Raw genomic sequence first — 14,867 nt, 5'->3', positions numbered from 1 at the left:
CACCGAATCGGGCGTTCCCCTGATGCGCGCTCACCACGCACCGCATTAAAAGGGGGAGGTTCATGGAAGACTCAAACGCCAGGCTGGTCGCCGCGCTGCTGGAGGCCCGACAGCGCCACTGCTTCCCCCCGGATGTGCGGCGGGCGGCTCCCGAGTTCGTCGGACAGGTGCTCGGACTGCTGTTCCCCCACTTCGCCGAGCGCCTGGAGTGTACCGCCGCCGCCGTGCGCCGGGACGTCACCACCGTGGAGGCCAGCCTCCACCGCCTGCGCGAGACGCTCGCCCCGCTCTACCCCGACATCAACGCCAGCATCCCCACGCGCTTCATGGAGCGGCTGCCGGAGCTCTACGACTGGCTGCGACAGGACTCGCAGGCCATCTTCGAGGCCGACCCCGCCGCGCGCTCCGTGGACGAGGTCATCCTCACGTACCCGGGCTTCCTCGCCATCGCCATCTTCCGCGTGGCCAACGCGCTGCACACGCTCGGCTTCCCGCTGCTGCCGCGCCTGCTCACCGAGCACGCGCACCAGCGCACCGGCGTGGACATCCACCCGGGCGCCACCATCGGCCGCAGGTTCGTCATCGACCACGGCACCGGCGTGGTCATCGGCGAGACGACGCTCATCGGCAACAACGTCACCGTCTACCAGGGCGTCACGCTGGGCGCGCTCATGGTGGAGAAGGCCCTGGCCGACAAGAAGCGCCACCCCACGCTCGAGGACGACGTGGTGGTGTACGCCAACGCCACCATCCTCGGCGGGGAGACGGTGGTGGGGCGCGGAAGCATCGTCGCGGGCAACGCCTGGCTCACCCAGAGCATCCCCCCCAACTCGGTCGTCACCCGCCGCAGCGAGATTCGCCCCCGAGGGGCCGACGGCGCCATGGACGCCATCGAGTTCCACATCTGAACGCTCCCGAAGCACCCACCGCGCAGCCCCCGACGAGGCCCGACATGAAGGCGAACAACATCCTGGAGACCATCGGCAACACGCCGCACGTGCGTATCAACCGGCTGTTTCCGTCTCGCGTCACGGTCCACATGAAGCTCGAGCGCGCCAACCCCGGCGGCAGCATCAAGGACCGCATCGCGCTCTCCATGATTGAGGACGCGGAGAAGCGCGGCATCCTCAAGAAGAACAGCATCATCATCGAGCCCACCAGCGGCAACACCGGCATCGGCCTGGCCATGGTGGCCGCGGTGAAGGGCTACAAGCTGGTGCTCGTGATGCCGGACTCGATGAGCATCGAGCGCCGCCGCCTCATGTCCGCCTACGGCGCCACGTTCGAGCTCACGCCCCGCGCCCAGGGCATGAAGGGCGCCATCGCCCGCGCCAAGGAGCTGGTGGAGCAGGTGCCCGACGCGTGGATGCCCCAGCAGTTCGAGAACGAGGCCAACATCGAGGTGCACAAGCGCACCACCGCGCAGGAAATCCTGAAGGACTTCCCGGACGGGCTCGACTACCTGATTACGGGCGTGGGCACGGGCGGCCACATCACCGGCTGCGCCGAGGTGCTCAAGCAGCACTGGCCCAAGCTGAAGGTGTTCGCGGTGGAGCCCACCAAGTCGCCCGTCATCAGCGGCGGCCAGCCCGGCCCCCACCCCATCCAGGGCATCGGCGCGGGCTTCATCCCGGCGAACCTGCACACCAACGTCCTCGACGGCACCATCCAGGTGAACGAGGAGGACGCGGCCGAGTTCGCCCGCCGCTCCGCGCGCGAGGAGGGCATCTTCGTGGGCATCTCCTCCGGCGCCGCGCTGGCCGCGGTGAACCAGAAGCTGGGTGAGATGCCCGACGGCAGCCGCGTGCTGTGCTTCTGCTACGACACCGGCGAGCGCTACCTCTCCATCGAGACGCTCTTCCCCGCGCAGCAGTAGGCGCTGAAGTCAGCCGCCGAAGCCCCTCACCAGCTCCACCAGCCGGTCCATCTCCGACGGCAGGTTGTAGAAGTGGGGGGACAGGCGGATGCGGCCCCGGCGCACGGAGTGGGAGACGTGGTGCTCGGACAGGTACGCGCTGAGCGCCCGAACGTTGGCCCCGGGCGGCAGGAAGGTGAGGATGCCCGCGCGAAGCCCGGGCGTGGGCCCCACCTCGCAGCCCAGCTCGACGAGGCCCTTCTCCAGGCGCGCGAGCAGCTCCTGGATGCGCGCCTCGATGTTCTCCACGCCCACCTCCTGGAGCAGCTCCAGCGCGGCGCCCAGCGCGTAGAGGCCAGGGTAGGCGGCGCTGCCCTCCTCGAACTTGCCGGCGTCCGGGCGCAGCTCGAAGTGGGTGCGGTTGAAGTTCCACGCGTCCGTGGTGCTGCGCCAGCCCACGAGCACGGGGCGCACGCGCGGCAGCACCACCTTCGCCACGTACAGCACGCCAATGCCGGAGATGCCGAGCATCCACTTGTGGCTGTCCGCGCTGAGGAAGTGGATGCGACACTTCTTCACGTCCACGGGCACACAGCCGACGCTCTGGATGGCGTCCACGCAGAACAGGACGCCGGCCTTCTCACACAGCGCGCCCACCGCCTCCAGGTCCGTGCGCACGCCGGTGGCGAACTGCACGGAGGACACCGCCACCAGCTTCGTGCGAGGGGTGAGCGCCCGGGCCACCGCCTCCACCGTGACGCCGCCGGACGGTGCCTCGATTTCGCGCACCACCACGCCCCGGTCCGCCAGGTGCTGCCAGGGATAGACGTTGGAGGGGTACTCCAGCGACGTGGCCACGGCCACCTCGTCCCCGGGCTTCCAGTCGAGCCCCTCCGCGACGAGCCCCAGGCCATGGCTGGTGTTGCGCACGAAGGCCAGCTCGCCCGGCTCCGCGTTCAGCAGGCCGGCCGCCAGGGCGCGGATGCGCTCGCAGTGGGCCTCCCAGCCCCGCTCGTGCTGGATGCCATGGTGGACCAGGTCCTCCATCCACCCGCGCACGGCCTCGGCGGCGCGCAGGCTGGTGGGGGCCACTCCCGCGTGGTTGAAATAGAGCTGCTCCCGCAGCACGGGGAACAGGGCACGGTAGGACTCGAGAGGGCGCGTCATCCGCGCGAGTCTAGCCAGGAGCCCGGCCAGCCGGGCGGGTGACGTTGACACTCCAAGGAGCTGCCCGTTCACCCGAGAGCAGGAGCCCCCCTCCCGGGACGGTGGGTGGATGGGATAAACATCGGGCCCCGGTTCCAGGAGAGAGGGCAGCACATGCGACGCGAGGTCCGCGGTGTCGTGAGGAGCATGGTGTTGGCGAGCGTGTTGCTGGCCGGATGTGCCGGCACCGTCAAGGCGCCCTATCCCAAGCTCCAGGCGGACACCTCGCCCGCGGCCATCGCGCGCGGCGCCGCCATCTTCCACGCGAGCTGCGAGTCGTGTCACCGCGGCGGTGACAACGAGACGGCCTCCGGCGCGCCCCTGCACGAGCTGCCGTCGTACATGGGGAAGTTCCACGCCTCCAACCTGACGTCCCATCCCACGGCGGGCATCGGCTCCGCGACGGACGAGGAGCTGGCGCGCGTCATCCGGTACGCGGTGAGCCGGGATGGCCGGCTGATGGTGATGCCCAGCTACGGGATGGGGGACAAGGACCTGGCGGCGGTGCTCGGGTTCCTTCGCTCGGGGCATCCGCTCTTCACGCCGGACCCGACGCCCGCGCCCCGCTCCGAGTTCAGCTTCATCGGCGGGCTGGGCTTCCGCATCATCACCGGCAACGAGCCCATTCCCCGTCCGCCGCTGGGAATCCCCGTGCCGGAGAAGGCGGCCACGCTGGAGTACGGCCGCTACATGGCGCATGACGTCTATGATTGCGCGTCCTGTCATACGCCGGGCTTCAGCCCGCGCAAGACCGAGGGCGACGAGGTCTTCTCCGGCGGCATGTCCTTCAAGGACCCCGAGGGACAGGACGTCGAGTCGAGCAACATCACCTTCCACGGGACGGGGCTCGCGCACTGGACGCTGGAGGACTTCACCCGCGCGGTGAGGGACGGCATCGCGCCGGACGGGTCCGCGCTGCGCTCGCCCATGCCCCGCTTCCGTGGAATGGACGCGGTGGAGGCGCAGGCGCTCTATGACTATCTGCGCTCGGTGCCGCCCAAGAAGAACAACGTGGATGGCGCCCGCCCGCGCCTCACCGCCACGTCCGTGCGCCCCACCTGGGTGACGAAGCTCGATGGTGCGGAGAGCGAGGACGGCTCCGAGTCGACGACCGTGGCGGAGGCTGCGTCTGCCACCACGACTGGGACGGGTGCGGCGTCTCACGGCTCGGCCACCACCGTGGCCTCGAACACCGCTGGGGGCACGACGCCTCATGGCTCGGCCACCACCGTGGCAGACTCAGCGACTCACGGCTCGGCCGCCACGGCAGCCTCGAACACCGCTGGAGGCGCGACGCCTCATGGCTCGGCCACGACGGTGACCTCGAACACCGCTGCGGGTACGACGTCTCCCGCCACCATTCCGGTGGCGTCGAGCCCCGCGCCCCGCAGACCCCGGCCCGCGGCTCCGAAGGTGGACGCGCCCAAGCTCTTCACGCAGCTGGGCTGCGCGGGCTGCCATGCCCCCGGCGCCCGCTATCACGAGCAGATTGCCCGCGCGTCCCGCCGCTCGGACACCGAGCTGGTGCGCTGGGTGCGCAACCCGGAGCAGTTCCAGCCCGGCACCCCCATGCCCACGTACGCGGACCTGCTCGACGAGCGCACGGCGCTGGCCCTGGTCCGCTGGGTGAAGTCCGGTGGCCCCGCGACGCTGGCCCCTGTCGCCCACTGAGCCCACCGCGACGCACGGCGAAGCCACCTCGCGCCCCGCGTGCCAGCCGCGCGGCATAATTCGCGCGAAATGACCCGAGAAAGCACGCCCCCACGTATCTGGGTTGGAAGTTCCTCGGGGTGTCTTTCGACAACACCGGGGCACGCGCCACCCCGGTGCCATCCGGCCCCTGCCCCGGGGTGGCGTGTGTAATCTTCCGAGTCCTCGCTGCGCTTCCCGGACAGAGGGCTGCGTCCGGGACGCGGCTCGCATAGCGTGGACGCATGACGGAGTGCCTCCTCAACATCGACCTGGGTGAGCTGCCCGACGAGGATGAGCGGCTCTACGCGCTCGCCCACGTGGCCAACATCGCCTGCGGCGCCCACGCGGGCGACGATGCGTCCATGCGCCGCGCGCTCGCCCTGTGCGCACGGCATGGCACCCGCGCCGGCGCGCATCCGTCCTACGAGGACCGGGAAGGCTTCGGACGCCGCGCGCTCGACGTGCCCCCCGAGGCGCTCCGTCGACAAGTCGCCCACCAGTGCGCCCGCCTGGCCCGCCTGGCCCGCGAGGAGCGCCTCCCCGTCAGCCATGCCAAGCCCCACGGCGCGCTCTACCACGCGGCCAATGCCTCACCCGCGCTCGCCCGCGCCGTGGTGGAGGGCATCGTCGAAGCGCTGGGCACCGGCGTCACCCTCATCGGCCCGCCCACGGGCGCGCTCGCCGACGCGGCGACCGACGCGGGCCTGTGCCTCGCGCGCGAGGGCTTCGCCGACCGAGGCACCCTCCCGGACGGCTCCCTGATTCCGCGCGGCCAGCCCGGCGCCGTGCTCACCGACCTGGCCAGGGTCCGCGAGAACACCGTGCGGCTGGTGACGGGCGGAGGCGTCGACACCGTCTGCGTCCACGGCGACACGCCCGGCGCGGCGGAGCTCGCCCGAGAGGTGCGCACGACGCTGGAGGCCCTCGCCCTGCCCCTGGAGCCCCTCGGCGACGGCGCGCTGCGCGTCGTGCTCCCCGCCGGAATCGAGCGACGCGCCGCGCGCGACGTGCTGCATGCGCTCGAGGGCGTGGTGGACGCCGTCGTCACCGAGGAGCACGCGTGCGTGTACTTCGACCCCGACAGGCCGCCCGCGGAGCCTCGACTGGCCCTCGCCCGGCTGCTGAGGGGGCCCGTGGCCACGCAAGCCGCCGCGCTCGTCACGCTGCGCGTGCGCTACGACGGCCCCGACCTGGAGAAGGTCTCCGAGCGGACGGGACTCTGCGTCGACGACGTGGCCCGGCTGCACACCGCGCGTGAGTACACGGTGCGCTGCGTGGGCTTCCTGCCCGGCTTCGCGTACCTGGGCGAGCTGGACCCGAGAATCGTCGTGCCCCGACTGCCCACGCCGCGCACGCGCGTGCCGGCGCTCGCGGTGGGCATCGCCGGAGGCCGCACGGGCGTGTACCCGTTCGCGTCCCCCGGCGGCTGGAACCTGATTGGCACGGCGCTGGACTTCACGGCCTTCCACCCGGACCGGGGCGCGGTACTGCAGCTCGGTGACAGGGTGCGCTTCGAGCGGGTGGACTGATGGCGGGCTGGTTGGACATCACGGCGATGCGGGCCCCCGCCACCGTGCAGGACGGCGGCAGGCCCGGACAGATGCACCATGGCGTCCCTCCCGGCGGAGCGGTGGTGCCGGAGCTGCTGGCGCGCGCCAACCGCGCGGTGGGCAACCGCTGGGACGCCGCCGCGCTGGAGTGCCTGGGCGCGCTGGAGCTGCGCGCGCGTGGCGCGCCCCTGCGCGTCTCGGTGGATGGCCATGAGCCCCACGCGCTCGATGAAGGCGAGGTCCTCCGCGTCCCCGCCTCCGCGCGCGCCAGCGTCAGCTACGTCGCGGTGGCCGGCGGCGTGGACGTGCCGGTGGTGCTCGGAGGCCGGGGCACGCTGCTGGTGGCGCGGCTGGGAGGACACGAGGGGCGGGTGCTGCGCCCGGGAGATTCGCTGCCTGTCGCGGACGCGCTCTCGCTCGCGATGCCCGTGGAGGGACCATGGGAGGCGTCGGGCCCCATCCGCCTGACGCTGGGCCCCGACACGCGCCACTTCGACTCGCTGATGGCGGCCTCGCTGCTGGGCGGCACCTTCACGGTGTCCAGCGCGAGCGACCGCGTGGGCATGCGGCTGCAGGGGCCCGCGCTCGCGCACGGCGACGAGGGCGCGAGGACCTCACGCCCCATGGTGCGCGGCGCCATCCAGGTGACGCTGTCGGGCGAGCCCATCATCCTCGGACCGGACCACCCCACCACGGGCGGCTATCCCGTCATCGCCACCGTCATCCGCGCGGACTGGGGACGGCTGGGAGCCCGGCGCGCGGGCACGTCCGTCGAGTTCCAGGCGGTGAGCCCGCGCGAGGCCCGCGAGGCCTGGCGCGAGCACGCGCGGCGCTTCCACGCGGAGAGCTGACATGGAGCTGCGCACCGAGCGGCTCGTCCTCCGGGACTTCCGGCGCGAGGACACCCCGAGCGTCCTCGCGTATCAATCCAAGCCCGCCTACCTGGAGCACTACGGCCACCCGCCGCCCACCGCGGACGACGTGCGCGCCTTCGTGGAGCTGCTGACCCGGTGGGCCCACGAGGTCCCCCGCGCGAAGTACCAGCTCGCCATCACCCTGGAGGGCCGCGTCATCGGCACCTGCGGCGTGCGCAAGGCGTCCGCCGGGGACACCGTCGCGGAGTACGGCTGCGAGCTGGACCCGGCGTTCTGGGGCCACGGCTACGCGCACGAGGCCTCACGGGCGCTCATCACCTTCGGCTTCACCACGCTCGGCCTGCGGCGGCTCTTCGCGCTCACCCGGCCCCAGAACCGCGCCGCCATCCGGCTGGCGCAGGCCCTGGGCTTCCACGGCGTGAGCGACGAGCGCTACGAGCGCGGCCCGGACTGACCCGGCGCGCCCGTGGGGAGCGAGAAGGTGAACGTCGTCCCCAGCCCCAGCTGACTGCGCACGCTGACCGTGCCGCCGTGGGCCTCCACGATGCCCCGGGTGATGGAGAGCCCCAGGCCCACGCCGCTGCCCGGCGCGCGCGTCGTGGGGCGCTGGAACCGGTCGAACAGGACGGGCAGCAGCTCCGGGGAGATGCCCGCGCCGGTGTCCTCGACGCTCACCTCGACGACGTTCTCGCGCACCTGCGCCATCACCGTGATTCGTCCGCCCGCGGGCGTGAAGCGCACGGCGTTGCCCACCAGGTTGGAGAACACCTGGTGGATGCGGTCCGGATCACACCACACGTCGACGTCATGGGTGTGGTGGCGCAGCTCCAGGCCGATGCCCCGCTCCTGCGCCAGGGGCCCCAGCTCCGAGGCCTGCTCCAACAGCCGCGACAGCGCCATCGACTCCTGGCTCACGCGGAAGCCGCCGCCCTCGATGGCCGCGAAGTCCAGCAGGTCATGGATGAGCCGCTCCATGCGCAGCGCGGAGCGGTTGAGCGTGTCCAGGTGATGGCGCGCGCGCCCGTTGAGCGGGGCCAGGAGCGGCGCGAGCAATGACGTCGTCATCGTGATGACGCCCAGCGGGTTGCGCAAGTCGTGGGACACCATCGCCAGGAGCTCACCGCGCAGGCGCGTCTCCGACTCCGCCGCCTTGCGCGCGCGCCGCTCCGCGTCGTACAGCCGCCCGTTGTCCACCGCGACGGCGGCGGAGTCCGCGAGCGCCTGGAGCAACGCCACCTCGCGCGCGCCCGGCATGCGCCGCTCCGCCCAGTACGCGCCGATGGCGCCCACCGGGTCCGTGCGGCGCACGGGCACCATGACCAGGCTCTTCACGAAGGTGGAGCGGTAGACGTCGTGCGGGATGCGCTCGTCCGCGGAGATGTCCTCGATGACCGCCGCCTCGCCATGGAGGATGGCCCAGCCGGAGATGCACGCGTGGATGGGGAAGCGCCGCCCCTTCCACAAGGGCGCGATGGCCTCCTCGTCCGCGTAGTGGACCATGTCCCCTTCGCGCAGCACGAACGTGACGCCGTCCGCGCCACTGAGCTGTCGGGCCGCGCGGCGCACCAGCGCCATCACGTCCTCCAGCTCCCTCAGATGGGACAGCTCCTGCACCACTTCCAACAACACCAGCGCGTCATCGAATGTCAGCGCCTCGAGTGGCAAACGTTCCTGAAACCTTCTCAAGGACGACCTCCCTGGGAGCAAGACTCAGCCAACACCTCCGAAAGGAAGGACGTTCACTCGCTCGCCGCGCCCGCCAGGGAAGCGGCCTGGCGACCTGCCTCCATCCGTCCTGTCTCCACACCCTTCCACACCCCTCGTTCCCGCAGGAACGGAAAAAGTTGCAACCGCGCGCGCCCCTGGAAGGTTCCGCTGCGCCCGTTCAGAAAAGCGAGCACCCGGGTGAGGGGAAAAAAGCGGGGGTTTCGTTCAGGGGACAGGTGCGCATCCCGGCCCGTCATGACGACGACCGGGCGCCCCTTCCGAGAGGCTCCCCGTGTCATCGCATCAGGACGTCGCCCTTCGCCTCCGCCGCTCGGACAGCCCCCATCCCCGCGGTGACGCCCGCACGCGCTGCCGCCGGCACCCCGTGGCGCGGCGCCGCGAGCACCGCCGTGCGCGAGTCTCCGTCACGCTTGCCGCGGGAGGAGCCTTTCGATGACCATGAGCTTTCCCCGGAGGATGGTCCACGTGGAGCCACGACCGAGACCGACCCAGGCCGCGGGCGCCCTGCTCGATGACGAGCTGGAGAAGCTCCGAAGGGATTTGACCCACGCCGTCGCGCGGGTCTGCCCTCCCCGCCTGGCCGAGCGGCGCGACGACCTGGTGCAGACGGCGATGATGCGCGTCATGGAGCTGCAGCGGCGCGAGCCCGAGCGCTCCAAGCTGGCCCCCGCGTACCTGTACCGCGTCGCGTACACCGCGCTGGTGGACGAGCTGCGCGGGGTGCAGCGGCGCAAGGAGGTGGCGCTGGAGGAGGTGGAGTCGCTGCCCGAGTCGCCGGTGGCCTCGGGTGACCCGGAGCGCTCCGCGGGCTCCTCGCAGATTGCCCGCGCGGTGCGCGACTGCCTCAAGCGACTGGTCCAGGACCGACGGCTGGCGGTGACGCTGTACCTGCAGGGCCACACCGTCCCGGAGGCCGCGGAGCTGTTGGGTTGGGATGGGAAGCGTACCGAGAACCTCGTCTACCGCGGACTGGGTGGCCTGCGCGCCTGCCTCTCCGCGAAGGGATTCGAGCCGTGAGCGAGCACCGACGCGACGACACCGTGGTTCCCGAGGAGGCCACCGTCGAGCGCCTGCGCGCCGTGGTGCGCGGCGAGGACGCCCCCGAGGACGCAAGCTCGCCGGTGGACCCGGACCTCATCTGGCGCGCGGTGAGTGGAGAGCTGCCGGCCGAGGAGCGCCGGGCCGTGGTGGAGCGCGTGGCGGCCGACCCCGCCTGGGCCGCGGCGTGGCGGCTGGCGCACGAGCTGAACCGCGCCTCCCGCCGGTCCACCTCCGACGAGCGCGACGACGGCCAGGGCTTTCGGGCCCGGAGGAGCCGTGGCAGGGCGCGCGACGAGCGGCGGTTCCGCTTCGCGTGGAGCCGGCCCATGTGGGGCGCGGTGGCCACCGCGGCGCTGGTGCTGGTGGTGGTGGCCGTCAGGCTCCCGGAGGACGCCGACGCGCCGAACCTGCGGGGCAGGGACACCGCGGGGCTGGTCTCGCGCGTGCCCGAGGACGCGCCGCTGCGAAGGAATGACTGTGTCCTGCGTTGGAGCGGTGGGGTCGAGGGGACGCGCTGGTCGGTGCGGCTGTCCACCGAGGACCTGGGCTGGGTGCACCGCGCGGACTCGCTGGAGCAGAGCGAGTACCGCGTGCCGGAGTCGGTGCTCGCGCCGCTGAAGTCGGGCACGAAGCTGCTGTGGCAGGTGGAGGCGCGGCTGCCGGAGGGTCAGGTGCTCAGGAGCGCCACCTTCGTCAACCGCGTGGAGTGAACTCATGGTGGGGAATCACGAAGGGGGACGCCTCATGAAGACGAAGCATGCGATGACGATGCGAGGATGGATTCGCGGGGGACTGCTGACGCTGGCGCTGGGCCTCTCCGCGCAGGCCTGGGGACAGGCGACGACGTACACGAGCGGGAGGACCCCCTCCATCGCCGGCGAGAGCGGCGACACGGTGGTGTTCTCCGTGGTGGAGAACGCGGTGCGCACCGGGGCGACCCAGTCCGTGGTGCTCCAGGTCGTCGACGCGAGCACGGGCGCGGTGCTCGCGCAGACGCAGGGGACGGTGGGGCCGGACGCGCCGATGCGGCTGTTCTATCGGCCCTCGGTGAGTGGCCCCGTGTATGGACGCGCCTTCGCGCCCACCACCGGGCCACAGCTCTCCGTGCCCGTCCTCACCGTGGAGCGCTGGGACCCACGCTCCCCGACGGGGTGGAGCTACCCGCAGACCTGCCACTGGGAGCTGGTCCCCATCATGCCGGAGCCGGACCGCCCCGACGGCCCCACCACGGTTCGCGTCTGCGTTCCCGATGACCCGCCCCCCACCCAGGTCCGCGCGGCCCCGTAGGGATGAGATGAGTCCGACGCGACGGCTCCGGCGCGGCACCGAGCACCTCCTCACCCTCGTGGTGGGGATGCTGCTCGTCGTGTGTCCGGCCGTCGCGTCCGCCGCGGAGGATGGGCGGGCCCCCGCGCCCACCCTCGTCGACTGCCAGGAGCGCTTCGCGGCCCGTCCCGATGAGCAGGCGGCGGTGATGTGCTTCTACGAATGCGCGCAGGTCCCCCAGGCGCGGGACACCGTCCGACGGGCGTTGATCTCGCTGGGGGAGAAGCACCCGTCGAACGGGTGGCTCGCCCTGGTGCTCGGCCACGTGGAGTTCCTGTCGGACCGCAAGGCCGCCGAGGCGGCCTATCTGCGCGCGGCGGACCTCTTCCACGAGCGACAGGACGCGGAGGGCGAGGTGCTGGCGTCCATCAACCTGCGCTCCATCCTGCTCAAGCAGCGGCGCACGGAGGAGGCCCTGTCCTGGACGCACCGCGTGGGAGAGGTGGCGCGCGCCTCGGGCAAGCCCGACCTGCTCGCCCGCGCGCTCATCGTCGAGGCCAGCCACCTGCACGACGTGGAGCATGACCTGGGCCGCGCCGTCCGCGTGCTCAAGCGCGCCGAGCCGCTCACCTTCCCCGACGGCGCTCCAGGCTTGCAGAAGCAGTACCTGACGCTGCTCCACTCCATCAGCGAGCGGCTGGGGTGGCTGGAGGAGGCCACCGAGGCCTCGGTGCGGCTGGCGGAGGTGGCGCGCGGCACACGCGACCTCTTCTCGGAGGCGCGCGCGCGGCACTCCCTCGCCAACCTCATGACGCGCCGGCACCTGCGCGACAGGGCGCCCGAGACGCGCGCCCAGGCGCTGCGCATGGCCCGGGAGGCGCTGGTCGCCGCGCGCAACGCGGGTGTCCAGCAGTTGGAGGCGAAGGCGCTGCGGCTCATCGCCGACCTGCTCGGCGACAGCCCGGAGGAGCAGCGCGAGGCGGAGGAGCTGCTGCGGCAGTGCATGCGCATCGCGGAGGAGCTGGCCTCGGACGAGCGGAAGATTTCGTGCCTGTGGACTCGCGCGGAGCGCAGGGCCCACGACGACCCGGTCGGCGCCATCCAGGACTCGGAGGAGTCCATCCAGCTGGCGCTCGGTGTCCCGGACCCGCTGATTCTCGCCCTGGCCCTGCGGGGGCGCGCGCAGGTGGCGTACCTGACGCAGGCGCTCCCCATGGCGCTGGAGCACGCCGAGCGCGCCCTCGACGCGGTGGAGTCCCTGCGGGCCTCGCAGAGCGACGCCCTCATCCAGGCGGAGCTGTTCGCCAGCTGGGCGAGCGACTACCACCGGCTCGCGGGGTGGACGCTGGAGGCGGGCGGCGCCACGGGGAAGAGCGTGCTGATCAACCCGCGCGAGGCCCTGAGCCGGGCCTTCGCCCTGAGCGAGCGCATGCGGGCCCGCAGCCTGCTGGACGCGCTCGTGGCCTCACACGCGCTCGCGGCCGTGGAGGAGACCCCGAAGCACAAGGCCCAGCGCGACGAGGTGCGTGGGCGGCTGACGTCGGTGCAGCGCAAGCTGCTGGAGCCGACGCGCACCGCGGAGCAGCGGGAGGCGGCGCTGCGCGAGCTCCAGGAGCTGGAGCGCATCGAGCGGGATTTGCGTCCCGCGCCGCGACAGGGCGCCCGGGAGTTCGCTTCACTGGAGAGCATCGAGCAGGGGCTCGGCGAGGACGAGGCCCTGCTGGCGTTCCTGGTGGGCGACGACACGGACACGCGCGGCGGCTTCGCGGGCGGCGCGTGGGTGCTGGCGGTGACGAGGAGCGGGACGCGCGCGCACCGCATCCCGGAGCGGGCGCTCCTGACGCCGGCCATCGCGCTGTTCTCGGGACTGCTGGAGCGGCGCGACGGCTCCGAGGCGGGCGCGGCGGCGGCCCTGTACACCCAGCTGCTCGGCCCCGCGCTCGCGCAGCTGCCCGCCGGGGTGCGTCGCCTGATGGTGGTGCCGGACGGTCCGCTGCATGACCTGCCCTTCGCCACGCTGAGACCCAGCGCGGACGGGCCACCGCTCGTCTCGCGCTACGAGCTGTCCCTGGTGCCCTCCGCGAGCCTGTGGCGTCACTGGCGCCAGGCCGCCGTGCGCCCCCCGGGAGGCCAGGCCCTGGTGCTGGCGGACCCGGACCGCAGCGTGCGCGTGTCGGACGCGCGCGTGGTCGCCAGGGAGCGCATGACGGTGTTCGCCGAGGCCGCGCGCGTCGGAGCGCTGCCCGAGGCCCGGCGCGAGGGCCGCGCGGTGGTGGAGGCCCTGCAAGGCACGCAGGTGACCCCGGACCTGCGCACGGGCACCGCGGCCTCCGAGCGCGCGCTCAAGCGCGCGCACCTGGAACGGGTGAGGGTGCTACACGTGGCGGCGCACGCCGTCGTCGACGCCGAGGCCCCCGAGCGCTCGGCGCTGGTGCTCGCCCCGGGCAGCGAGCAGGAGGACGGAATCCTCCAGCCGCGCGAAATCGCGGAGCTGGGCCTCCAGGGCGCGCTGGTGGTGCTGTCGGCATGTCGCAGCGCCTCTGGCGCGGTGCTGCCGGGCGAAGGCGTGCTCAGCCTGTCACGCGCCTTCTTCGAGGCGGGCTCGCGCGCGGTGGTGGCCAGCCTGTGGCCCCTGCGCGACGACGAGGCCGCGGACCTGGTGGCGCGCTTCTACCAATACCTGGCCCAGGGCCTGAGCAGCTCCGCGGCCCTGAGGCGCGCGCAGCTCGACGCCATCGACGACGGCCTGCCCGCCGCGGCCTGGGCGGGGCTCGTGGTGCTGGGGGACGCGTCGCTCACGGTGACGCCGCCGCGCGAGGGCCCCCTGCCCTCCCTCCTCCTGCTGGGAGTCGCTGCGCTCGCCGGGGTGCTCCTGCTGGGCCTCGTCGGGTGGCGGTGGCGCTCCCGCCAGACTCACCGCTGAAGCAGGCGCGCGAGGAACTCGCGGGTGCGCGGGTGCTGGGGCTCGCGCAGCACCTGCTGGGGGCTGCCCTCCTCCACCACCTTGCCCGCGTCCATGAACAGCACGCGGTGGGCGACGTCCGCCGCGAAGCCCATCTCGTGCGTCACCACGCACATCGTCATGCCCTCGCGCGCGAGCGTGCGCATGACCTCCAGCACCTCGCCCACCAGCTCCGGGTCCAGCGCGCTCGTCGGCTCGTCGAAGAGCATCAGCTCCGGCTTCATCGCCAGCGCCCGCGCGATTGCCACCCGCTGCTGCTGTCCACCGGAGAGCTGCGCCGGATAGGCCTCCGCGCGCGCGTCCAGGTGCACCATCCCCAGCATGCGGCGGCCGAGCGCCTCGGCGTCCGCGTCCGACAGCCCCAGCACCCTGCGCGGCGCGAGCGTCACGTTGTCCAGCGCGCTCAGGTGGGGAAACAGGTGGAAGCGCTGGAACACCATGCCCACCCGGCGGTGCAGCGCCTGGAGCGAGCGCGGGTCATCGCGCACGGGCGTTCCGCCCACCACCACCTCCCCCTCCGACGGCACCTCCAGTCCACACAGGCAGCGCAGGAGCGTGGACTTGCCGCAGCCGGAGGGGCCGACGAAGACGACCACCTCTCCGGGCTGCACCGTGAGGTCCACGCCCTTGAGGACCTCCAGCGCGCCGAAGCGCTTGTGCAGATTGCGAACCTCGACGAGCGCCATGGCCTT

At 72.5% G+C, this 14,867-nt stretch carries 13 protein-coding genes; 10 read left to right on the top strand and 3 right to left on the bottom strand.

The window, feature by feature from the left end; translation table 11 throughout:
* The first annotated feature begins 62 nt into the window (after nucleotides 1-62).
* Both K8640_RS16540 and cysK read left to right on the top strand, forming a co-directional pair.
* Nucleotides 63-908 carry a serine O-acetyltransferase gene (locus K8640_RS16540; RefSeq protein ID WP_223747890.1) on the top strand — a complete coding sequence of 282 codons (846 nt, stop codon included), beginning with the start codon at nucleotides 63-65 and terminating at the stop codon, nucleotides 906-908.
* Between the two features lie 44 nt (nucleotides 909-952).
* Complete coding sequence (gene cysK / locus K8640_RS16535) at nucleotides 953-1,876, top strand: cysteine synthase A (protein ID WP_223747889.1); 924 nt, start codon at nucleotides 953-955, stop codon at nucleotides 1,874-1,876.
* A gap of 9 nt (nucleotides 1,877-1,885) precedes the next feature.
* On the opposite strand, the gene K8640_RS16530 is transcribed toward cysK, so the two are convergent.
* Nucleotides 1,886-3,022, bottom strand: a complete 1,137-nt coding sequence (locus K8640_RS16530; RefSeq protein ID WP_223747888.1) for an aminotransferase class V-fold PLP-dependent enzyme — start codon at nucleotides 3,020-3,022, stop codon at nucleotides 1,886-1,888.
* 153 nt (nucleotides 3,023-3,175) lie between these two features.
* On the opposite strand from K8640_RS16530, the gene K8640_RS16525 reads away from it, so the two are divergent.
* The 4 genes from K8640_RS16525 (at nucleotide 3,176) to K8640_RS16510 (ending at nucleotide 7,632) form a co-directional block, all read left to right on the top strand.
* Complete coding sequence (locus K8640_RS16525) at nucleotides 3,176-4,732, top strand: cytochrome c (RefSeq protein ID WP_223747887.1); 1,557 nt, start codon at nucleotides 3,176-3,178, stop codon at nucleotides 4,730-4,732.
* Nucleotides 4,733-4,995: 263 nt separating this feature from the next.
* A complete protein-coding gene (locus tag K8640_RS16520) occupies nucleotides 4,996-6,282 on the top strand; it encodes a LamB/YcsF family protein (RefSeq protein ID WP_223747886.1) in 1,287 nt (428 codons plus the stop codon).
* Nucleotides 6,282-7,154, top strand: coding sequence for a biotin-dependent carboxyltransferase family protein (locus K8640_RS16515; protein ID WP_223747885.1), 873 nt, complete (start codon nucleotides 6,282-6,284; stop codon nucleotides 7,152-7,154). The genes K8640_RS16520 and K8640_RS16515 overlap by 1 nt, the downstream gene beginning before the upstream one ends.
* A gap of 1 nt (nucleotide 7,155) precedes the next feature.
* Entirely contained in the window at nucleotides 7,156-7,632 is a 477-nt protein-coding gene (locus K8640_RS16510; protein ID WP_223747884.1) for a GNAT family N-acetyltransferase, read from the top strand.
* Here the strand turns inward: K8640_RS16510 and K8640_RS16505 are convergent.
* Entirely contained in the window at nucleotides 7,611-8,864 is a 1,254-nt protein-coding gene (locus tag K8640_RS16505) for a GAF domain-containing sensor histidine kinase (protein WP_223747883.1), read from the bottom strand. The genes K8640_RS16510 and K8640_RS16505 overlap by 22 nt on opposite strands.
* A 498-nt stretch (nucleotides 8,865-9,362) precedes the next feature.
* On the opposite strand from K8640_RS16505, the gene K8640_RS16500 reads away from it, so the two are divergent.
* The 4 genes from K8640_RS16500 to K8640_RS16485 are packed head-to-tail and all read left to right on the top strand — an operon-like array spanning nucleotide 9,363 to nucleotide 14,136.
* Entirely contained in the window at nucleotides 9,363-9,923 is a 561-nt protein-coding gene (locus K8640_RS16500; protein ID WP_223748026.1) for an RNA polymerase sigma factor, read from the top strand.
* On the top strand, nucleotides 9,920-10,657 hold the full coding sequence (locus K8640_RS16495; protein ID WP_223747882.1) for a hypothetical protein: 738 nt from the start codon (nucleotides 9,920-9,922) through the stop codon (nucleotides 10,655-10,657). Before K8640_RS16500 ends, K8640_RS16495 begins: the two co-directional genes overlap by 4 nt.
* A 34-nt stretch (nucleotides 10,658-10,691) precedes the next feature.
* Nucleotides 10,692-11,234 (top strand): hypothetical protein, encoded by a 543-nt coding sequence (locus K8640_RS16490; RefSeq protein WP_223747881.1) that lies wholly within the window; start codon nucleotides 10,692-10,694, stop codon nucleotides 11,232-11,234.
* A gap of 7 nt (nucleotides 11,235-11,241) precedes the next feature.
* The gene (locus K8640_RS16485; RefSeq protein ID WP_223747880.1) at nucleotides 11,242-14,136 is read left to right on the top strand and encodes a CHAT domain-containing protein; all 2,895 of its coding nucleotides are present in this window, start codon (nucleotides 11,242-11,244) and stop codon (nucleotides 14,134-14,136) included.
* On the opposite strand, the gene K8640_RS16480 is transcribed toward K8640_RS16485, so the two are convergent.
* Nucleotides 14,127-14,861 carry an amino acid ABC transporter ATP-binding protein gene (locus K8640_RS16480; protein ID WP_223747879.1) on the bottom strand — a complete coding sequence of 245 codons (735 nt, stop codon included), beginning with the start codon at nucleotides 14,859-14,861 and terminating at the stop codon, nucleotides 14,127-14,129. The two genes, K8640_RS16485 and K8640_RS16480, sit on opposite strands and share 10 nt — an antisense overlap.
* Nucleotides 14,862-14,867 lie beyond the last annotated feature (6 nt).

Origin of the sequence: Myxococcus sp. XM-1-1-1, from assembly GCF_020037095.1 — a bacterium.
Lineage (GTDB): Bacteria > Myxococcota > Myxococcia > Myxococcales > Myxococcaceae > Myxococcus > Myxococcus fulvus.
The sequence above is the reverse complement of the archived record's forward strand: the minus strand, read 5'-3'. Positions and strand labels throughout refer to the sequence as shown.